Raw genomic sequence first — 22708 nt, 5'->3', positions numbered from 1 at the left:
CTGTTTTAGGGCAGTAAAAGATTTTTTTAATGGATCATGCTACCAATTCTTCGTATATTGAAATACACTAATTGTAGTTATATATGAAAATGAACAGGGTGATAACAATGATTTTATACGAACTAAAACAATTAGTAGCTAGATTTGATAGTCAATATACAGAAATAAGTAAAGTAAAGAATAAATACAATGAACATACAACACGTACAGATTATATTGATCCACTATTTGAATTGTTGGGTTGGGATATGATAAATAAAAAAAATAAACCTCTAACAGCTCGTGATGTAATTCCAGAATTTAATGCTTCTGAAAATGATAGACCAGATTATAGATTTGCTATTAATGGTAACTTGAAATTTTTTGTTGAAGCAAAAAAAGTTTCAGTGAAAATTTTAGAGAATCCAAACCCTGCTTTCCAAACTAGGAGTTATGGATGGTCTCAAAAAGCATTAGTTTCTGTTCTAACTAACTTCGAGTATCTATTAATCTACGATACAACAATCAACCCAAGTCCAACTGATAATGCAAATGTAGGGCTTTTAAAGAGCTATCATTATACAGAATATGTTTCAAAATGGAATGAAATATGCGAATTACTTTCTTATGAAAATGTACGTAATGGAAGTATTGAAGAAAATTTTGAGCATTTATTAGATCAAGCTTCAGCAAAACCAATTGATGAACATTTCTTAGAGCTAATTAATAAGTGGAGATTAGACATTGCTTGTGATATGTATAATGAAGATGTCACATTGGATGAAGCATACATAAATGAAAGTGTACAGCAATTTATTAACCAAATGATTTTCCTAAGAATATGTGAGGATAAAAATTTACCTATTTATCGGAATTTAAAAGATAGTTTAGATAGTGATAGTGAAGAAGATGCTAAAGAAGAAATAATAAAAATTCTTCAAGAGGCAGATATTAAGTATAACTCAGGTATATTTGAAGATATGGAAGTACTAGAACTCATTAGCGAAGAGACATTGAATAATATTATTAGTAGTTTGTATTATCCAATTAGTCCATATGCTTTTTCAGTGTTAGAGACAAGCATTTTAGGGGATATATATGAGTTATTCCTGACTGAAAAGATAGAAATCGATGATGGAAATATTTCATTAGTCAAAAAAGAAAAAGAGCTAAATAGAGATGTAATTACAACTCCTTTAGAAATTGTAAAAGTGATGGTAGATAAAGCTTTAAAATCATATTGTGAAAACAAAAGTTTAGCTCAATTATTAGAGCTAAAAATTGCAGATATTTCTTGTGGTTCAGGAATTATTCTTATTGAAGCTTTTGACTATCTAGTTAATAAAGTGTACGAATGGTCTTTGGAAAATGCTCCAGAGAATTTGGTAGTAACTTCTAATGATGAACAAAAGTTGAAAGTAGAAATCAAATCACAAATTTTGACTAATTGTATTTTTGGTATCGATATTGATGATTATGCAGTTGAAGTGACTAAGTTTAGTTTATTATTAAAATTAGTTAATGATGAGGATGTTCATTCATTAAATAATAAGTTAGGTGTTCTTCCAAAATTAGATGGAAATATCAAAACAGGTAACTCTTTAGTTGATACTGAAATGCTCCCAGCTGGAGTATCTATTGAAAAAAAGTATGATATCATGCCGTTTAATTGGAAATTTAACAATGATGTAACAAACTTTGATGTGATTATTGGAAATCCACCGTATGTAACAACAGAAGATATGAAAAATTCATTGTTGAAAGAAGAGATTGATATATATAAGAAGAATTATCGATCTGCGTATAAACAATTTGATAAGTACTTCATTTTTTTAGAGCGCGCTATTGAAAAGGTGAAAAATCATGGAACAATTGTCTACATTATTCCAAATAAATTTACAAAGATTGAAGCTGGTCAAAAACTACGTGAAGTTATTACAGAGAATGATTTGTTGAAAGAATACACTGACTTTGGTTCATTACAATTATTCAGAGGAAGTAGTAAAAGATCTAAAAATTTAACTACTTATAGCTCAATTGTTCAATTAGTAAAAAATAATCAAAGCTTTTTTAAATATGAGCGTGTGCGTGATAAACAAGAGTGGGTCAATGGATACTATGAAAATTCAAAAGAAAATTCATTTGTAATTTCAGCAGATGACATTGATAAGAAAAGATGGATATTACCAGCTAATAAAAATGAACAAAACTTACTTGATAAATTACATGTAAATTCTAAACCACTTGAAGATTTAGCATATACCTTTAACGGTATTCAAACAAGCGCAGAAAAGCCACCTGTTTATTGGTTTAGTAATGAGGAAATTATTAAGGATACAGAAACCCATTACACTATAAAAAAAGAAAAAATTCATCCTAACGAAGTTTTTCAAATTGAAAAAGCTATAGTAAAACCATACTATAAGCCAACTAAAAAAAATGAGAGAAACCTGGGATCATATGATGTGGTACACACAAATAAATTTATTATTTTCCCATATGATGAAGATGGACAAATTTATCCAAGAGATATTATGAAAAATCAGTTCCCTGGGACATGGGAGTATCTTGTTGCCAATTATGAAATGTTGGTTCCTAAACAAGTGGATCCGTCTAAGAAAAGGGATGTACGGCATGCTAATAGTGAAACATGGTATCATTATGGTCGTATTCAAGCTTTAACAAAATTTATTAATAACCCAAAATTAATTGTAGGTGTATTATCCAGCAAGCCGTTTTATTATTTAGATACGCAAGATATGCTAATTGCTTCTGGTGGCACTGCAGGGTATTGTGCAATTACTATGAAAGAGAACAGTGAGTATCATTTAGAATTTCTACAAGCTGTTTTAACACACCCTTTAATGGAATGGTATATATCAATGACTGCTAGTGAATTTGATAATAATTTTTATGCGAAAGGTACAGCATTATTGAAAAAATTACCAATAATTAAGGTTAATTTTAATGATCCAGATGAAGTCAGCCAATATAATGATGTAGTATCTATGAGTGGCGAAATCTATAGCATAAACAAACGCTTTAACACAAATAGATTGACCCGAAAAGAAAAAACATTATTATCTGCTGAAAAAGAAGAAAAAATAAATAAAATCCAATCTATTATTACCAAATTATATGATTTAGAGGGTTGGGAAAGTTTAATTAAATAGAATCGACAAAAATAATAAAAAATATCCATCAACTGAATAAGTTGATGGATATTTTTTAATCTGCTAAATAGCTCTCTTCTAAAGCTGCTTCAATTATTCTATCTTTGAATAATTCCATTAAACTTAAAATATCATCATATAATTGGAAAAACTCATCTTTAACACGGTTACTATTTTCAGAGGTAGTAGAATGATTTACATAACTATGATATTCACCGTGTGCTATCTTATTACGAACACTTAATAAATTTATATCAATTAAATTGTCTTTCATTTGAAAATCAGTAACATCAATGTTCAAGCTAAATAAAATTTCTTTAAGGTTTTCAAATTTTAAATTTCCATATGTGTTAATTATATGATTAGAATTCAAATTTACACAAAATATATCTTCATTTTCTTTACTGAAAGCTTCATATAGTTCAATATATTTGCTTTTTTTTCTGGAACCTTCAATATCTAAAATATTTTTAGTGTAGTGAAGGATTTTAAAATTGTTTTTTAATCGAGCTAATATATATTTTTTCTTATTCAGATATTTTAAGTACAATAAGGAAGAATTTTTAATAAATCCTTCCCAATGAGAATATAGAGTTGTTGTTGCTACTTTTAAATTGAAATCTAATTCTTCACCAGAAGAACCATCTATATTTGATTTTGCAATAGTTAATTCTTTTTTTCGCCAAGTGAAATCTTTATCTAGTTTTTTTTGTAATCTTTCTAAAGAACCATCTGTTTCTGTTCTTACTGATGCTTCATTCATACAGAAAATTCTGTCTCACTTAAACTTGATAAGATTTTTAGGCGATTTATAGCTCTAATTCCAGATCTTTTGGTAGTATCTAAATATACTGGGTTTTGATAGAGGTCCTTAATCTTTTTAATTAACTCTTCTTCATCCATTTCTAAATAAAAATCTAAATTTTTACTGATACCTATGGAAATCATTTCAAATGAAGAAACTAGAAATGCCCCTAAGAATTTATTTTTAGTAGCGTCAAATTTCTTAAAACTGTTCTCTCCTAAAATATTATTAAGAAGGCTAAATGTTTTTTTGAAAATCATTGCTTCATTTTCAAGATCAAAATCATCTGACTTTAAGATGTCTAACATAGAATTAGTTAAGAATTCACCCATATCTTCTGAGCCACTTAAAATACTTACATCTAAATGTCTATAAACAAAGAATCGTAATGCAATTTCAATATCTTCACGTTCAATTAGCTGTTTATCAGTTAATGGTAAAGTATCTTGGAAATCTGAATTTTGACTTAAAGAGAATAGCCATTCATAAAAATCTTTATTTGACATAATCATTAAACAATTTCGGATTTCTTGATTAGTCAATGAAGAGCCTCCAGTATTTAAACGTTGGAATAATTCAAACTTAGCTTCCTCGTCACTACCCTTTTTTATAATTTTAACATCTAACTTTGAACGTTTGAAGTCTATTCGTTGTTCTGGTGTAAAGGAATTTTCTAAGTCATACTTATCTTCCCATTTTTTGCCCTTTAATGAAGGAAGAAATTTTGTACCTTGTAGAGCCAAAGGTGATAAAGTTTCTCCATCTTTTCCTTTTAATATTCCTACGAATTCTAAGATTGTTGATAATCGTTGAAGCCCATCAATAACATCCCAAATTCCACTTTCTCCTCGTGCTACAAAAATAGATGGGATTGGAATACCTAGTAAGATAGATTCAATAAATCGAGTTTTTTGTGTGTCATTCCATCGGAAAAATCGTTGGAAATCTGGTTGAAGATACAATTCTCCATCTCTATACATGTTTATTAGTTCACCAAGGGACATAGGGTAGCCGTCGGTATGTATCTCTTTAACTTTTTGATCAATTTCATTTTGTAATGTCATATTTATCTCCTTTCAGAGAGCTTAAAATATATTTTTTGTAAATAAAAAAAGAAGACCTTTCTTGTTAGAATAAAATCATCACAACTAATCTACAGAAAAGCGGTCTTCCCATGGAAAAGTTCATACATTCCCAAAAGTTATTAACCGCAGTATTTATTCAACGAATTTAATTAAATCAATTAATAAACAAATCAAGAAATATACTAATTGGAAGGAACAGTTTCCAAACGAAGCCTCGTAAGAACGCTTCTTCACACGATGTCACCTTGGCTTTGACAAGGCACGTTCGGACATCAAAGCGATGTTCTAGGAGATAGTGTGATGGTTGTAGAAAGAGAAGGTTTCTATTTACACAAAATATTATACTATATAAATGTTATTAAAAGAGTTATTAATAGATAAATTGATATTTCTTTTTTTCTATTTTTGTGGAATAAATGCTTATTCTTCAGATGAATCTTCAGCGAAATTTCAAGTGTTGAGCAGATATTATAAAATGCATTTTCAAACTTCAGGCAAACTTAAGTTCATAAAAATTAAGGCTTAATACTGCCAGAAAAAAATTAATATATGTAGAAAGTGCACAATAAAATAGCTTCTCTAATGAAAAATGAAAGGGAAGATAAAAATGTATTCACACAATGAAGAACAACCATCTGTAGTTATTAAGATTAAGGAGGATCAGTATTTATTAACATCCATCTTAAAAATCTACAAGAATTGCAGCTGAAATCACAACAAAAAAAGTTAGTAGTAGGATTACCTTATGCATTTGACCAAGAAGTACTGAAAGCATTCATTGATGTACCTATTTTTTTGTTTTAACTAAAGATAGTGGTATTAATAGAATCTATAAGGTAAATTTAAATAGTGTATATAATAAAAAGGTTGATGAAAAGAAATATTTTCATCAATTTGATTTCTTATTACCAAATGAAAAGCGATTTTATACTCCAAAGCGATTTAAATCCTGTGTAGTTATAAATTCAATTATCGAAATTCATCCATATGATTTTATGAAACTGATAGAGGGTGCACAATATTGGTGTGGTAACAAAAAAGGAAGAAAGTTTGAAATATACAATTTTTGCCATACGAGAGAAAATCGTTGTTATGTGACTTATAACAGCATGTATAGGAAGTATAATTTATAAAGGTTCATCTACTATAACTTAAATTTTTGCGCTATGGATAAAAAGGTAACAGTCAGACTAATTTAATAGTCAGACTGTTTTTTAAAAGTAGAATTAAATTAAATTAATTTAATGAATATAATTTTCCCCCGACAACGATGATTTTCCAATATGGCATTTAATATGGCATTTTTCATTTTTTAAACTTGTTCTAAAAACCTTATAAACATTGATATTTCAATTTTTAAATAAAAGTATGGTTCGACTCCCACCGTCTCCATAATACGAAATCACTGGATTTCAAACATTTTCAAAACCCTTAAGTTTTGAAAATGTATTAGTTTTTTATTTTCACTTTATATTAATAATTCGTACAACTATAAAAAAACTTTTGAATGGAAGGGGCAATTAAAAAAATTGAAAGTTATTAAAGGGAATCTTAAACAAATGTTGAAAGATAATAATTAGGTAAATGTAAAGGGTGGGGATTATGAAAGTAGATGAAAGTATTTATAATGCAGATCAACATATCTACAAAAATATAAAAAATAATGATTTAGATAATAGAGGGTGGATATCTCAAAATATTTTTGGTCATCTTAGAACTTTTGTAGAGTCAATTGCATTAAAAATAAGTGCAAATGGTGCGAATGTTGAGATGAAGTATGATGATATTCAATTAGCTCTTAAATACATAAAGTCAAATGGTAAAGTAAACTTCTTAAATAAGTTCCATGAGTTATTACAGAAAAGTGCATCACATTATATTTTAAGTGAAGAAGGCTCGGAACGTTTAATACTAAAATATTATGAGTACCTTTTGAAAATAAAAAATTTTTTAGATGATAAATACAATATGGAGGTTCTTATTAATATAGAAGATTTCCCAATAAAGGTAGATTCACAATTAAAAGAATTTCATGAAAAGATTGTTGAGAAAATAAATTTAAAAGATACGTATACTAACTTTGATGATAGATATTATATTAGCAAGATAAAACCTTTTTTCATAAATAATCAAATTTATTACGAAGTTACATTTACACCTCCAACTGAATATGCTAGTAAGTTTGATAGAATGATTGCTTTTACAAAGTTAGATATATTACATAATTATGCCGCGAAGTTAGCCATAAGAACGGAAGTGATTAATGTATTTGGAAATGAAATTGAAATATTAATTATAGATAAGTGGGAAGTATCAATTAGACCATGTGAATTAAAAAACTTTTCAGAAATACTAGGTTTAAATTATAAAATTCAAAGTAGTCATTCTGACTATAGAAAATTGATGAAATTTTTAACTAGATCAAGATTGAGTTTAGTGGATTTAGTGACTTTATCAGATTATGAATTTAACCAATATACAATGGAAATTAGTAATGACAATAAATCAAAACAGATAATTGAAGTTTTAAACAAATCGCGAGAAATTATTATAGCTAATAAACCAGGGGCAAATATTTTAAGATATCTTCTTTATAAGATGAATAATAAGGTAATTAAAAGCCAATATTCCTGGGATAAATGCTATATATTAACAAACTTAAACTTGCAATTTGGTTGCATACCTTTTGATGAGATGCCTTTTGCGACATCATTAAAAAACCATAATCCAAATTTATATGATTTATTTGAGTGTATAGAAAATAAAGATAGGGAGCATGAATTTTTAGCGAGATATATTAAAAATAAAGCTGAAAAGGAAGGAAAGATTTATACCGCAATTAATGAGATTGAAGATTTCTCGGATATTAATATATTAATAGAAAAATATAATGAACTTTTATATAAAAAGCACAAGGAAAGAAGTTTAAAAAAGTTTAAGGATTTTGTTTATATACAAAAATATGAAGAAGACGTTTTTAATATTTTAAAGAATTTATTGAAATTAACTGAGCAAGGTATTAATGATTACAACTTAATTGTGAAAGAATGGAAAGAAGAATATAACTATGAGATTGATTGCCAAAAGAAAAATGACATGATAGATGTTATGTTTGAAAAGTCTAAAGTTGCATTAATATACGGAGCGGCAGGCACGGGTAAATCAACTATGGTAAATCATATTTCGAAGCTTTTTGAAGATAAACAAAAGTTGTTTTTAGCAAATACTAATCCAGCAGTAGAAAATTTAAAATCAAAAGTAACTGCTGAAAATGTAGGCTTTGCCACGATTGCGAAATACTTGAATAATTTTACTTATAATCACCGTTATTATGATGTAATAATTATTGATGAATGTAGTACCGTAAGTAATAAAGATTTTATTCAAATTATAAAAAAATCAAATTTTGACCTCCTTGTGTTAGTTGGAGATGTCTATCAAATAGATTCTATAATATTTGGGAACTGGTTTGATTTAGCTAAAGAATTTATACAAAGTAATTCGGTATTTGAATTACTTATACCTTATAGAACTACTGACGAAAATTTAATTCAATTATGGAAAAAAGTTAGAGAATTAGATGACGATATACAAGAACATATGGCTAAAAATAGTTATTCTACCCGATTAAATTCTTCTATTTTTAATGAAACAAGTAATGATGAAATTATACTATGTCTAAACTATGATGGGTTATACGGAATCAATAACCTTAATCGCATACTACAAGCTAATAACAAAGGAAAACTTTATAAATGGGGCGTATATTCATATAAAATTAATGATCCAATTTTATTTAATGAATCAAATAGATTTTCTCCAGTTCTGTACAATAATTTAAAGGGTAAAATTGTTGATATAGAAAGTGATAATTTCTCAATTACTTTTACTGTTGAGATAGAAAAGAATATCACAGAAAGCGAAGCATTGAGTCAAAACCTTATCTGGGTTTCAATAACAGAGCAAGGTAATACAATGCTTAAATTTAAAGTGAATAAATATAGTAATTCTGACGATGATGAGAAATCTTTGGATACTGTAATTCCTTTTCAAGTTTCATATGCTATATCAATTCATAAAGCACAGGGACTAGAGTTTGACTCTGTGAAAATTATTATTACAGATGAAATAGGAGAGTTAATTACTCATAATATATTTTATACAGCTATTACTAGAGCGCGAAAAGAGTTAAAAATATATTGGTCTCCAGAAACAGAAAACAAGGTTCTTTCCTCATATGAAAAGAAGAAAAAGAATAGAGATGTTTATTTATTAAAAAGATTGCTAGTGGAAGTATAAAATTTTGAACTAAACACCAAAACCACCTACAACTCCAGCAAAATCCAAGACAGCTACTCATTTCTTAATACTTTTAATAATGTGTCTAAACGACTTTATGTTTTAAATTTGATTTCCCCCAAAAAAGTAAATTGCTATATATAATATATTGGTTTGTAAATATGGGGGAGCATATTGAGTAATGTATTATGTAAAAATAATAGATTGTTGCGAAAAGAAAAATCGAATATCGTTTTTTGTAGGTACTTGCCTCCGAATAGGCGTTTTAATGTAAACCGATGTTAGTAATTTATAAATTAGTCCAATTAAATGTGTAAACACTATTGTAGAGCTATTCATGGAATAAACGGGTTCCACTCCCACCGTCTCCATACAAAACTACTCATCCTTTTTGATAAATAAAGGTCTGAGTAGTTTTTATTTCTTAATAATCTTCGCATTTATCGAATATAATTATTTAAACATTCTATATTTCCTTATTTGAAAATCTAAATTACTCTGGAGGTCCCCATGCCATCACTAACCGAAAATATCGAACAATTATATACTGAACTCCGTGCAACAGAACCACAACCCATCACGAACCTTTTACTAGAAGTGAAGAATAAAAATGGTGAGCTGCACAAAAATTATCCTTCAGGTTGGAAGTTTAAGAGGGTGATGGACACACCTTCACTGGAAAATTTAGATCAAGGTGGCATCTATGTCTTTTGGTGGTTGAATAATTCTCCAGAGAGCCTTCACCCACTCTTTGCGCCGGATTGTACACGGACTTACTCCGTGAAGGGAAAGAAGGTAGTAGGTGAAGACGCACCAGATGCGTATCATTCAGTGGAGATTGAGTGGACGGACGCGTGGCTCACACAATATCAAGGGCATATTCCATTGTATGTTGGGAAAAGTGCGGATAGCATTTTGAAGCGAATGGCGCTACATCTGCAAATTCATCAAGCAAAATATACAGGGAAAACAACGTCGGATCAATTGCGTAGAGGGATTGAGCGATTATTCCAATCACATGCGAATACAGCTGATATAATCGTGAACCATGTGGGGTTTTAGCTATATTCCTTTACACGGTCTAGAACATGTCGTCAGTCGTTTTTATTTAGAGGATTATACGATTGGTAAGCTCATGCCGTTATTTAATGTAGATATTGAACGATAGCTTAGATAGAACGAACTTTACATATATTGTAGAGTTTGTTTTTTGTATAAATGAATCCCCTTACTATGCGAGGGGGCTAAAAAGCTTTTAGCTATGGATAAAAAGCTCCAGTCATACAATAAAGTCAGGATTAGTCAATTGACTTCGTACGAAAGAAGCTTCAAAAGATATCTTGGAGAATCAAATGATAATGAAAGAATTCATTTATCCTATCTAGTTTAGTGCACCTTTCTCATATATTTGTTAATAAAATCATCAAATATATAATAGACACTAATATTACAATAATAGTATAAAAAGAGTGTTAAAGTATTTTAATACTGGTGTATTAGGAGGAGTTTATATGATTAATGATTTAAATAAAAGGTTATTTCAATTAAATGATGAAAAGAAAATTTTCAATGAGCTAAGTGATTTAGGAATTAAAGAATTAGATAAAGATATTCTAGTAAATAACTATGTTGAAATATTAAGACTTAACTATGAAGAAACAGAACTTAAAGCGATGCTTTCAACTTTTAAAAGAGGTGAAAATAGAGATAAAGAAGCTATGAATGGATGGTATAGTAGTCTAGGTTTTATATTAGCAATAGTAACTACCTGTATTTCAATCTTTACTAATATCTATTCAGGAGATGAAGATAAAAAGAATATAGCTTTTATCATAACAAATTTTTTATTTTTAATAGTTGCAATGTATTTTGTAGTTCAACATGTTCGTATTATGAATTTAGAAAAAAACCTTAATAATAAAAGAGTTTTTTATACGTTTTTAATAAATAGGGTTTTATAAAAGACGCTAAATCGTTTACTTTAGAAGAACACCATATATTATTTTAAATAATTATAATATTAAAAGAAAAATAACAACAAATTTTGCCAACATAAAAAAACAAGAATCATTCATCCGATTCTTGTTTTTTTCATCTCCATCTACTTAACTCCCACCACACGAATCCTTTTATAATCCGCCACCCATTTCCCGTCTTGCCACAGTACATCGCGCAAGCGTTCTGCCACTTTCTTAATAATTCTGTCTTTCACATCGTCTTCAATTCCTTCAAATAATCCGTCCGCAAACATCTCCATCCAGTTGCGCAAGCCTTCGTCACCTTGGAGTGGTGTCGGGCGATTGATATGTTCGGCGAATGTGACGTGAAAACCCGCTGCTTCCATTAGTGTTGTGTATTCAGCAATACTTGGGTAATACCAGGGGAACTGTGAATCGTCAAATCGGTATCCAGCATGTCTGATTTCATCAATGATGGTATGTGTAATCGTTTCGACATTGTGCGCGCCGCCGAATTCAGCGACGAATCTTCCACCTGATTTTAAAATGGCGTACATACTTTGTAGAGCAGTGAATGGCTCTTTCACCCAATGTAGTGTCGCGTTTGAAAAGACTGCATCTACATTTGAAAAGCCTGTTAGTTGTGTTGCGCTTTGTACATAGAATGGAATGTGTGGGTACTTTTCTTTTGCGGTGGCAATCATATTCGGTGAAGCATCAATGCCAATCACATGAACATCTTGTTTTGAAAGTTCATGTGCTAAGTCGCCTGTGCCGCATCCAACATCTATAATGGTCTCGCCTTGCTGTGGTTGTAATAGTGACAAAATATCTTTTCCGTAGTGTGAAACGAAGGCGTGTTGCATATCATAACGCGTCGCATTCCAGTAATCTTGTTTGGTCATCTTTTCCATCTCCTTATTGATTCGCTGTGATTCATTTGAGTATAATGGAAAAATATACCGAAGAACATTCAAGAAAATAGCGTTTTAGTATAACGATTCGTTATCGTAAAGAGGGGTTTCTATGCAAATTAAATGGCTACAAACATTTGTTGTAACGGCGAGGTGTGAAAATTTTAGGCAAGCCTCAGAACAATTATTTTTAACGCAACCAGCCGTCACAAAACATATTCAGCGTTTAGAAGAAGTCATTCATACAACGTTATTTCATCGCACGAGTAATCGCGTCACATTAACAGCAGCAGGGAAGAGATTTTATACCTTTGCGAATGATTTACTCGCAGAATATGAAGCAGGTATGGAAGCTTTTGAATCGTGGAAACAGGGATATGAACAGAAGCTCGTTATCGCAGTTGCACCTCAAATTGCGGCATCACTATTACCGACATGGTTGGCGCAGTTTATGGCTGAAAATCCAACAATTGAGGTCATAACGAATATTGTCTCCTCTTATGATGTGGGGCAAGAGGTGAGTTCAGAGCGAGCGGATCTTGGATTAGCACGTATTCTACCGATTCAACCGAGTATTGAAGCACTTCATATACATGAAGAACCAATGCTTTTAACGTCGAAGAAAAGACAAGGGACTTGGGATGAGGAGCGAGTTATGCAGACAGACCGTATTATGACGCATAACCACCCTCATTGTAGCGATGCATTTTTGCAGCAACTAAAACACGCTTATCCACTCGTTAGAACGATGCCAGTGAATCAGATTGAAGTAACAAAACGATTCATTGAAGCAGGGCTTGGAAGTGCCTATTTACCGTATTCAATGATTCAAGAAATGAACGAAGTCATGACAATCCCAGTACAAGCCATCTCACCACCGACTTCGACGACCTATCTTTTAACCAAAGTACGCACAGTGGAAGTAGAGAAGTTTATTCAGTTTTTAATGGAAGGAAGAAAGTGAATGTTACCAAACTTTGAAGTGGAATTTGTACAAGGTGAATGGAAAAAATATTATAAGTGTACATCAAATAGTTTTCAAAAGCAGATTTCCTATTGGCGTTTTAGAAGAATGTGTTGCAGCTTTTTAAAAGGTGTTACTACATTAAAACGTCAATACGAAAAAAAGCTACTTCATTCGATTCAAATTCTTTTTGTCGATGAACAGTGTGAAAAAGCAGTTCATATCGTGACCGATTTACAAGGGACGATTCATGGCTTTACATTGCGTCCTTACTATCAATTCGACACAGATCAACAATGGACAAAAAATACATATCGCATGCCCATTTGTGACGAATGGTTTGTATTTTGGGGTGGCACGAACGAATTTGAAAATTACCATTATCTCTATCCTCATCAGCGCTATGCGTATGATTTAATACGTGTTGTCGATCATCAAACATTTAAAAATGAAGGAATACACAACGAAGATTATTTTGCTTTTGGAGCTAAAGTAGTAGCTCCATTAGACGGAAAAGTACTTCAAGTGATTCAGCACATTCCAGATCAACCAGTAGGTGAGATGAACGAAGTTGATTTTTTAGGAAACTATATAGTACTCGAACATGCGGAAAGAGAATATAGTTTAGTTGCCCATTTGAAACAGCATAGTGTTGTAGTAGAGCGTGGTGATGAAGTGAGTAAAGGACAATTAATCGCATTGTGTGGTAACTCGGGGAATTCTTCTGAAGCACATATTCACTTTCAAGTGATGGATTGTCCACATATAGAGCAATCCAATTCGCTACGCATTCGATTTGAAGGGGGAGTAGAGCCAGTGCAAGGGGATACCATTTGAAAAAGTAATAGATGCTAAAATAACCCTTTTTAGTCGCATGAAACAACTCCCAAATATATGACTAATTAAAATGGAAATAAACATACAAAAAATAAAGGGGTGCTTCACATGCATAATCAAAAAAGAATAAGAGATTACGGAATTGAGATTGGGGAAATACGCACAGGACTTTTAAACGCAATTACAGATGTTAAAGGGGTAAAAGTAGGGCATGTCACATTAAGTGAAGGAGATATGCAGACGGGTGTTACAGCAATTCTACCTCATAGTGGAAATCTATTTAAAGAGAAATTAATCGCTTCAAGCTACGTTATTAATGGTTTTGGCAAATCGATGGGAACGATTCAATTGACGGAGCTTGGTACAATTGAAACTCCGATTATTTTGACGAATACTTTAAGTACGGGGATTGCAGCAGATACTTTAATTGATTATATGTTAGAACAGAATCCTGAAATTGGACGAACGACGGGTACGGTGAATGCAGTGATTGGTGAGTGCAATGATATGATCATCAACGATATTCGAGGTAAATTTGTAAAACCCGAGCATGTACGAGAAGCATTGAATAAGTGTGATGAGGTATTTGAAGAGGGAGCAGTCGGCGCAGGGACGGGTATGCTTTGCTATTCATTAAAAGGTGGAATCGGTTCCGCTTCTAGAATAATGGACTTTGAATTTGGTTCATATACACTAGGAGTCCTTGTATTAACAAACTTTGGCATATTAAAAGACTTAATGATTCAAGGAAATCCAATTGGCCAGCAATTGAAGCAAAAACTCGATGAAGTGTATAAGGAAGAAGATAAAGGTTCCATCATAACAATTGTTGCGACTGATTTACCAGTTTCAGAAAGACAACTTCAAAGAATTCTGAAAAGAACTGTGACAGGGCTATCCCGAACAGGTTCCATCATAACAACAGGTAGTGGAGAAGTCGTCTTCGGTTTTTCAACAGCGACGAGAATTCCACACAATGAAAAAACGAAATTAATAGCGATTCCTCAAATTCCAGAAGACGTGATTGATATTGCTTTTAGAGCAGTTGGTGAAGCGACTGAGGAAGCTGTATTAAACTCGATGGTTACGGCACATGAAATCGTAGGACGCGATGGAAATTCAAGACCTGCTTTGAAAGATTTGTTAGAGAAATGTAATATTAGCTTGCTGTAAATTTACTTATTTAGAGGGCGAAACACCGTTTTATACATAGATTTTATTAAATAATGAAAAAATAATAATTTATAACAAATTTATGTTAAAATTGTTACAGAATTAAAATATAACAATATATGGAAGGGTGTAAGTAGTGAAAAAGCTTATTTCAATATGTGTGCCGATGTACAATGAAGCTGAAAACATCGATGCATTTTATAAGCAACTAACAACAACGATTAGACCTCTAACTCAAAAGTATGATTTTGAGTTCCTTTTTATTAATGATGGAAGTATCGACCATAGTGTGAAAAAGGTAAAAGCTTTAACATTAGGAGATGCAAGGGTGAAGTTGCTCGATTTATCGAGAAACTATGGGAAAGAAGTCGCGATGGCGGCAGGTTTTGACTATTGTTTAGGAGATGCAGTGATTACGATGGATGCAGATTTGCAACATCCACCTAAAGTGATTCTTGAAATGGTTGAACAATGGGAAGCTGGTTATCTTGATGTATATGGAAAAAGGAATGAACGAAAAGGCGAAAGTTTTCTAAAAAAGAAAATGTCCGAAATCTACTATAAATTACTCGTTAAATTTTCAAAAGTAGAAGTATTGCCAGGTGTAGGTGATTACAGATTATTAGATCGTGTATGCATCGACAGTATTAGAAAAATGAAAGAAACGCAAAGATATACAAAAGGGTTATATATGTGGATTGGTTTCCGTAAAAAAGAAGTCAACTTCGATGCGGAGGAGAGATTTGCGGGGGAAACGAAGTGGAAATTCATGGACTTATTAAAACTTGGTATTGATGGCTTAACATCGAACACAACATTCCCACTTAAAATTGCAGGTATATTGGGCGGAATTCTCTCATTCAGTTCGATGCTTTATATGGTTTATATTCTCATAACGACATTAATTTACGGAACGAGTGTACCAGGTTATCCAACGCTCGTCACATTGATTCTACTGCTTGGTGGTTTCCAACTAATTTCATTAGGCATCATGGGTGAATACTTAGGGAAGATTTTTCATGAAACGAAAAACAGACCGCTTTATTTTGTTCAAGAATATACAGGTAAAAAAATTGAACTAGAAAAAATTCAATTATCGCAAAGATTTGCGAAAACAGAAAGTGTATAAAAAGAATGAAAAAATTATTTAAAAATGAAAAAATACTCTATCTCCTATTTGGGATTGGTACGACAGCAGTCTATTTTTTGACAAGATTTTTAATTGTAAACATAACTGAAAACTCAATGTGGGCAGTCATTACAGCTCAAATTACCGCCATATTATTCGCTTACTTTACGAATAAAATCTTCGTCTTTAAAGATCAAAAATGGAAGCCAATCGATTTATTAAAACAAATTACAGGGTTTATAGCAGGTCGAGCATTCGTATTTGGTTTGGACTTGCTGATTACGTATATTGCAGTCGTAGCCTATTCTAAAGAAATCATTCATTTCTTAGGTTTGAATTCTATTAATTACGACCATCTTCTTTTTTCATCTTCATTAACAAAAGGATTCATTGGAACACCTGCTTTATTAAATGAATTTATTTTTGTATTTATCGTACAAATATTAGCAATTATTATAAACTATATTATTTCAAAAAAAGCCGTTTTTAAAGCGGAAAGAGTAAATAAGGAGCAGTTGCATTGATTATTACAACTTTTAAGAAAAGTTACATTTGGCTATCAATCTTTATATTCTATGCAGTGATTGCCTCATTATTAATACTGTCAGGTGATGATTGGGCATGGGGTTCTGAAGAAGGATGGTCAAGACTTGAAAATGGATTCGATTATTACAACGGACGTTACTTAGGGAATATAATTGAAATTTTTATTACGCGCTCTCTACTATTTAGAATTGCAATTTATGCTTTAGTTAATACAGGAATCGTGTATGTGACTTGGTTATTACTAAATCGAAAATTTAGCATTCCACTCATCATGTTACTTATTATATCTATGCCAATCTCAATTTATGGTGAAACATATGGGTGGTTAGCAGGCTTCGCAAACTACAATACTTCTTTATTGGCAATTTTATATATTTTATATGTTGCCAAGAAAAAACAGCCGAAAATGATTGAGTTGTTTTTCGTAGGAATCGTCGCGTTTTTAGGACAATTTTTCGTGGAAAACGTATCTGTCGCTAGCGTTGTTATGGCAGTGATTGGATTGTTATTGGCACTATTCTATAAAGAAAAGAAAGCTGTATTTATTATGTGGCTAATGGGGGCAGCGGTTGGCGCTTATATAATGTTCTCTAATACGGCCTATCATACGGAAGGGAATATGCGCGCGGTTGGAGGATTAGACTTCACGTTATTATTCACAACGATGATCACGAGTTGGAGTGAATTTTATTTTAAAGATAATCTCATTCTCATCGTATTGTTTACAATCGTATTAGCGGTAATTGGTAAAGGGCAAAAGTATTTAGTAGGTTCTATACTAGTAATTGCCATGTATTTCATTATGAGAAATCTAGTTGGATTAAGCCCCGCATCACTACCTTATTACTTACTAGTAGTGGAATTTATTTTAATGTGTATCTATTTGATTGCACTATTAATCATAGTAGGGAAATCAAAAGTGAAAAATGAAAATAAACGATATTTCTATACATATTTTTTATATGCAATCATTTTATTAGGTCCATTTTTATTAATTACACCATTTGGACCAAGAAATATGCTGTTAACTTATATGTTACTAGTCATTTGTTTATTACTAATTTGTGATGAAAAAATCGTAGAATGGCTGAGAAAAGGCAACAAGTTTGTTGTTTTAGCTGTAATTGGTTTTTGTATGACGTTCATTATAATGCATGGCGCAAATAAAATTGAAAATCATACGCGTTATGATCGATTAGTCGAGGAATATGAAGCGGGCGCTAAGTTCTCAACATTAACGAGACTACCTTTTGAAAAAATCGGTCATGATTTAACACCAAGATTTAATAACCTTCAAAGACAACGACAAATTGAGTATTACAATTTACCGCCAGACATTCGCATTCGATTATCAAATTATGTGCATATTGAGCCAGAACCACCGTATGGTCCAATCGAACCGAAGTATTTAAGGTAGATAAATAGTTCTTAAGCATACAAAAAAGTCGAAATCGCACTTGTTGCAATTTCGGCTTTTTGTTGTTTATTTAAGATAACTTTCAAAGATTCCACCTTGTGAAAATTCACTAAATGGAATAAGTAAGAATCGCGTATAGGCTTTGCCTTTTTCGTATTCACTTAAAATGACTAGAATATTTGTATTGTAAAAATAAATATAACCTGCCTCGTTTTTTGAAGCCTTATATTCAACTGGTTTGCCAAAAGTTTGTGTCACTTGTTTTTTTGTGAATTTTTGAGGAGTCGAGAGCAGCATACCACGCACTTTATCCGTCGCTTTGTTTGTTTTTTGCTTCCCGTTTAGAATATACGTAAAAATTGTATCTTTCGTTTTAAAATATTTATTGTTCGCATAACCGTATACATTTAATTTTGCGTCACGTTCTTTAGCGTAATAAGGCAACCCCGCATGTTTTTTTCCTTTAAACTTTTTATACGGATCACCAATCTTTGCGAGAGCATAAGGTAATTTATTTTGTTTCACTTGTTTTTTAACTTCTTGTAATGTGATGTTTTTTGTTTTTGCATCGGCATTCAGGGTAGTAAGATTCATGATGCAGCATATGGCGATGAAAAGAACGATGATTTTTTTCATAGTAATAGCTCCTTTCCATTTAACTTCTAGCTTACTTGAAGTTGATTTTAAAAACAACCTAATATTGGAAAAAGTCTTTATAAAAGAACTAGTGTATAATGAATGAAAATACGAATGTAGGGGGAACACATGGGCATCTATTTTGAGTCAATGGAGATGTTTCAAAAAGATGGTGGTTTAAAACAAACAACGATTACAGCGAAACAATTACTACCAGCGATGGTTACACATATGAAGCGTGGCGACCGTCAGTTTTCACTCTACTTACAAGGACGTCTACCAAAGTCTGTACCAGATTTATTACAAGAAGCTTTTTCACTGCTGCACTTACAAGAGCCTTTTTATACGCAACATTGTGCGAGACAGGAGAGCTCGTTCAAATATGTATCGAAGAACCGTATTAAGATGAATTTTTCGATGACCTATCGTATGACGAGAGAAGAACAACAATGGGTGATACAAGAGATTCAATTAATTTTAAAAGACCTCATAACGAATACGATGAGTGATGTAGAAAAAGTGATTGCTGTTCATGACTATATTGTACGCAATCACCAATATGAGATGAATACGACTGGTTCACCGTTTACGGTCTATACATTTATGCATGAGAAGCAGGGCGTCTGTATGGCGTATGCACTACTGTTCGAAAAAATGATGGAGGAGCTAAAAATTCCTTGTTATTACGTTATTGGTCAAGCAGACGGTGAGAGTGATTTAGGACATGCATGGAATATGGTCAAATTAGATGACGATTGGTATCATATCGATGCGACGTGGAATGATGTCGGTTCGAAAATGAAAAATCATGAAATTCGCTATCGCTACCTGCTCCGTTCAGATGCTTTTATGAAAAAAGATCATCAGTGGAATGAAGCGAATTACCCGCAATGTTTGAGCGAGCGTTATCAATACTTTACGAACCTTTATGATGTCGCATCACATGGTAAAAATATTTACTATCCAAAACCAAAAACTGCTTCACTCATGTCCTTCGATGTTTTATCGAGAACTGAAACACTTCATTTAGAAGAACGTGTGCAGTTTTGTACGTTTGAACAAGGGCGACTCTATATGAGCTGTGTGGACCGAGATTGGCATTTATACGCTTTTGAAGTCGATACGAAACAATTAATATGTGTCGAAGAACGCCAAGTACAGTCGATTCATCAGACGGTTCATGAAACGATTGTTCACTTCCATCAAGGAGAACCCATTTACTTAAAAGAACGTGCAACAATCGAACCAAAACCCGTACCAGAAGCACATGAAGTCATACTTACAGGGTACGGAAATAGCTGGTTTGGCGAATATAAAGGGAAGGCAAAACCACTTCGCTTCATTAGTGATGAAGGGTTGGAGCTACTTATTGCTGATGCCTACAAACAAGTGACCGTCGATTTCTTATGTCACGATTCACTGCAAATTCAACTAACAGCGAATCAAAAGCCATTGAAAGCAGAACACCCTGTCATCGTGACACTACCACCCGATATTGCGACACGCGTCGGTCGAAAAGTATTAGAAATTGAAGAAGATTTTGAAATGGTGTTGTGAGGGAGTACAATTTGTACTTCCTTTTTTATTTTGAAATAGTAATATAAGTATAAGTCAAAAGAACTTAGGAGATGGTAAAGTGAAGGATTTATTAGGGTATTTAGTTGATAAAAGCATGTTTTTTTTGCAACGTTTTTTTCGTAATACAGATGATTCAATTAGTCGTTTACTATTAGTAATTGAAAAAAATAAAAAAGTTTTTGATATATACTTTCAAAAAAGAAAAGTGCTAGAAAAAACGATCACTGAATCACAAAATAAAATAATAGTTTTACAAAGAAAAAATGAAGAATTAAAAAATACATATAGCGAAAAAATTTTATTTCTATATAAAGAAATAGAGGAGAAACAGAGTTTTTTACAGGAAAAAGATAAAGTGATTTATACATTAAAAGATCAAACGAATATCATACATAAAAAAATTAATGGTTTATATGAAGAAAAAGCAAAATATATTTTAGAAAGAAATTATTTGAAGGCAGAGTACGATAATTTACAAAGAATTTTAAAAGCAAACTTTGAGTCACAAAATGAATACATTCATAAAATTAAAGAGTTAGAAAATCAAAATTCGGAACTAAATCAATTAAAAAAACAAGAATATGAATTGATATTAAAAAACTTAAAAGAAGAAAAGAAAGAATATGAGAAATCTTTTTCTATAACTCAAACAAATCTAATAAATAGTATGAAAAAAGTTACTACGCTACATACGAATATTAAAAGTTTGGAAAATGAATTAAGTGAAAAAGAGAAGCAGATTCATTATTTACAAGAACAACAATATATTTTGCAGAACCGATTAGATTATGTTCAACATGAAAAAAGTTTGTTATATATACAATTTGAAAATGCTAAAGAAAAAGCAAAACATGAGAAAGAACAATTAGAGTCTATATTAAAAGAAAAAAGAGAATACGAAAAGGAATTGAATGAGATAGAAGCTTTATATGGAGAAGAATTACAAAAAGCAGAAAGTGATATACAAGTATTAAAAATTCGGCTGTTAGAAGAACAAAATAATTTAGCAATTGAAAAAGCAAATCAAGGTGCACCGCATGAACTAAATATAGAAGAATTGAAAATATTGGAACAAGAATATGAACCTCGTTTTGCGGAACTTTATAAAAATTGTTTTTTTCATAAAGAGTTCTTCAGGGATTTTTTCACATTAATTCCATCAGATCGTTTAAGAGTTGAGGCTTGTATTGTTAATCTAACTTATCGTTATGAAGAAAATGTACATAAAATACGTCCCAATAATGTAAGAACAAATAGAAAACTCACAATTAATGAATACCCATTTGGACAAGATCGTTTAGGAAGAATCTATTTTAAAAAAAGAAATCATCAAGTTGAATTTTATCGGATTTCTCGCACTAAAAATGGTAAAGGAGACTTAAATCAGCAGCAAGTCATTGCTTGGTTACAAAAGAATTATTAAAATTTTAGAAATAAAAAACATATTATTGTTTTTTCATAATAATGTATTCTATTTAGTTATAAAAGACTATGTAATATAATAGTCTTTTATAACTATTAGAAAGGAATGATAGAATGGTTTTGAAAAAAATCGGTCAATTTCTGGGGAATGTAACAGGAACAGTTACTGGAGAGCCAATTAAATTTATCGGAAAAGCACTCAATAATGAATATATTGAAGAAATTGGAGAAGGCGTAAAAAAAGCTACGAAGCAAACAAAACATACTAGAGTAAAGAGATATGGAGTGGCGAAAATGAAATGTGTTAATCGATTATTTATGTTTTCTATACTTATTGCAATAAGTCTTATTTTAAATTTTGTATCACCATCAACAGCAATAGCAAAAAAACCTGAAGTTTACAAAAGTGTATTCCAACCAAATGAAGAATTCTCTTTTATAGCAACAACAACAAAAGGAAATAAAGTGAAGTTGATTTTTAGAAAGAATAAAGTATTTTATACAACATTTATTATGGAAAACAATTTAGATGAAAAAATAGTGAAGAAACTTACAATTCAATTAGATAAAAAGAAAACAGTTAGTATTAAAAATAATAAATTTTATGTAGGGAATAAATTGTATACTGGAAAAATTAAAACAAAGGAAACAAAATTATACCCTATATCAGGTAAGGCGCACACCTACTTCAACGGTAAAATATCTAAAGGGAAAATAAAAAATGGAGCAGAATATACAGTTAGTTATGATGCTACATTTGCGGGTTAATAAATCAGAAACAGGTTGTGACATA

General features: G+C 31.4%; 17 protein-coding genes and 1 pseudogene. 14 read left to right on the top strand and 4 right to left on the bottom strand.

The genetic code is table 11. The annotated features are described in order from the left end of the window. The first annotated feature begins 107 nt into the window (after positions 1 to 107). Positions 108 to 3152: an Eco57I restriction-modification methylase domain-containing protein gene (locus tag ACKVQX_RS09330; protein WP_409136243.1), complete on the top strand. Its 3045-nt coding sequence runs from the start codon at positions 108 to 110 to the stop codon at positions 3150 to 3152. Positions 3153 to 3207: 55 nt separating this feature from the next. On the opposite strand, the gene ACKVQX_RS09325 is transcribed toward ACKVQX_RS09330, so the two are convergent. Further along, positions 3208 to 3915: an MAE_28990/MAE_18760 family HEPN-like nuclease gene (locus ACKVQX_RS09325; RefSeq protein ID WP_409136242.1), complete on the bottom strand. Its 708-nt coding sequence runs from the start codon at positions 3913 to 3915 to the stop codon at positions 3208 to 3210. After that, positions 3912 to 5021, bottom strand: a complete 1110-nt coding sequence (locus ACKVQX_RS09320) for a DUF262 domain-containing protein (protein ID WP_409136241.1) — start codon at positions 5019 to 5021, stop codon at positions 3912 to 3914. Before ACKVQX_RS09320 ends, ACKVQX_RS09325 begins: the two co-directional genes overlap by 4 nt. Before the next feature lie 121 nt (positions 5022 to 5142). Between ACKVQX_RS09320 and ACKVQX_RS09315 the strand changes: the two are divergent. The 4 genes and pseudogenes from ACKVQX_RS09315 to ACKVQX_RS09300 all read left to right on the top strand — a co-directional run. Next, a pseudogene (locus tag ACKVQX_RS09315) lies at positions 5143 to 5331 on the top strand (transposase); the annotation flags it as partial. A gap of 1313 nt (positions 5332 to 6644) precedes the next feature. Then, entirely contained in the window at positions 6645 to 9341 is a 2697-nt protein-coding gene (locus ACKVQX_RS09310; RefSeq protein WP_409136240.1) for an ATP-dependent RecD-like DNA helicase, read from the top strand. Positions 9342 to 9851: 510 nt separating this feature from the next. Next, entirely contained in the window at positions 9852 to 10403 is a 552-nt protein-coding gene (locus ACKVQX_RS09305; RefSeq protein ID WP_409136239.1) for a hypothetical protein, read from the top strand. Between the two features lie 449 nt (positions 10404 to 10852). Further along, positions 10853 to 11302, top strand: a complete 450-nt coding sequence (locus tag ACKVQX_RS09300) for a hypothetical protein (protein WP_338838160.1) — start codon at positions 10853 to 10855, stop codon at positions 11300 to 11302. Positions 11303 to 11442: 140 nt separating this feature from the next. Here ACKVQX_RS09300 and ACKVQX_RS09295 read toward each other — a convergent pair whose 3' ends face one another. After that, positions 11443 to 12204 (bottom strand): class I SAM-dependent methyltransferase, encoded by a 762-nt coding sequence (locus tag ACKVQX_RS09295; RefSeq protein ID WP_409136238.1) that lies wholly within the window; start codon positions 12202 to 12204, stop codon positions 11443 to 11445. 121 nt (positions 12205 to 12325) lie between these two features. Between ACKVQX_RS09295 and ACKVQX_RS09290 the strand changes: the two genes are divergently transcribed. The 6 genes from ACKVQX_RS09290 (at position 12326) to ACKVQX_RS09265 (ending at position 18279) form a co-directional block, all read left to right on the top strand. Continuing rightward, positions 12326 to 13177 carry a LysR family transcriptional regulator gene (locus ACKVQX_RS09290; RefSeq protein WP_409136237.1) on the top strand — a complete coding sequence of 284 codons (852 nt, stop codon included), beginning with the start codon at positions 12326 to 12328 and terminating at the stop codon, positions 13175 to 13177. After that, positions 13178 to 14014: a M23 family metallopeptidase gene (locus ACKVQX_RS09285; RefSeq protein ID WP_409136236.1), complete on the top strand. Its 837-nt coding sequence runs from the start codon at positions 13178 to 13180 to the stop codon at positions 14012 to 14014. A gap of 108 nt (positions 14015 to 14122) precedes the next feature. Further along, the gene (locus ACKVQX_RS09280) at positions 14123 to 15187 is read left to right on the top strand and encodes a P1 family peptidase (RefSeq protein WP_409136235.1); all 1065 of its coding nucleotides are present in this window, start codon (positions 14123 to 14125) and stop codon (positions 15185 to 15187) included. A 136-nt stretch (positions 15188 to 15323) separates the two neighbouring features. Then, positions 15324 to 16316 carry a glycosyltransferase family 2 protein gene (locus ACKVQX_RS09275; protein ID WP_409136234.1) on the top strand — a complete coding sequence of 331 codons (993 nt, stop codon included), beginning with the start codon at positions 15324 to 15326 and terminating at the stop codon, positions 16314 to 16316. 5 nt (positions 16317 to 16321) lie between these two features. Further along, positions 16322 to 16840 (top strand): GtrA family protein, encoded by a 519-nt coding sequence (locus tag ACKVQX_RS09270; protein ID WP_087679999.1) that lies wholly within the window; start codon positions 16322 to 16324, stop codon positions 16838 to 16840. After that, positions 16837 to 18279 (top strand): hypothetical protein, encoded by a 1443-nt coding sequence (locus ACKVQX_RS09265; RefSeq protein WP_409136233.1) that lies wholly within the window; start codon positions 16837 to 16839, stop codon positions 18277 to 18279. The genes ACKVQX_RS09270 and ACKVQX_RS09265 overlap by 4 nt, the downstream gene beginning before the upstream one ends. Positions 18280 to 18345: 66 nt before the next feature. Here the strand turns inward: ACKVQX_RS09265 and ACKVQX_RS09260 are convergent, their stop codons facing one another. After that, complete coding sequence (locus ACKVQX_RS09260; RefSeq protein ID WP_409136232.1) at positions 18346 to 18915, bottom strand: hypothetical protein; 570 nt, start codon at positions 18913 to 18915, stop codon at positions 18346 to 18348. A gap of 129 nt (positions 18916 to 19044) precedes the next feature. Between ACKVQX_RS09260 and ACKVQX_RS09255 the strand changes: the two genes are divergently transcribed. From ACKVQX_RS09255 to ACKVQX_RS09245, 3 genes are all read left to right on the top strand, one after another. Next, positions 19045 to 20472, top strand: a complete 1428-nt coding sequence (locus ACKVQX_RS09255) for a transglutaminase domain-containing protein (protein WP_285215354.1) — start codon at positions 19045 to 19047, stop codon at positions 20470 to 20472. A 79-nt stretch (positions 20473 to 20551) separates the two neighbouring features. After that, positions 20552 to 21916 carry a hypothetical protein gene (locus tag ACKVQX_RS09250; RefSeq protein ID WP_409136231.1) on the top strand — a complete coding sequence of 455 codons (1365 nt, stop codon included), beginning with the start codon at positions 20552 to 20554 and terminating at the stop codon, positions 21914 to 21916. A gap of 113 nt (positions 21917 to 22029) precedes the next feature. Continuing rightward, a complete protein-coding gene (locus ACKVQX_RS09245; protein WP_325943555.1) occupies positions 22030 to 22683 on the top strand; it encodes a hypothetical protein in 654 nt (217 codons plus the stop codon). Positions 22684 to 22708 lie beyond the last annotated feature (25 nt).

Source organism: Kurthia sp. ISK08, from assembly GCF_046159805.1.
Classification (GTDB): Bacteria; Bacillota; Bacilli; order Bacillales_A; family Planococcaceae; genus Kurthia; species Kurthia gibsonii.
This window is presented reverse-complemented; position numbering and strand designations above follow the sequence as displayed.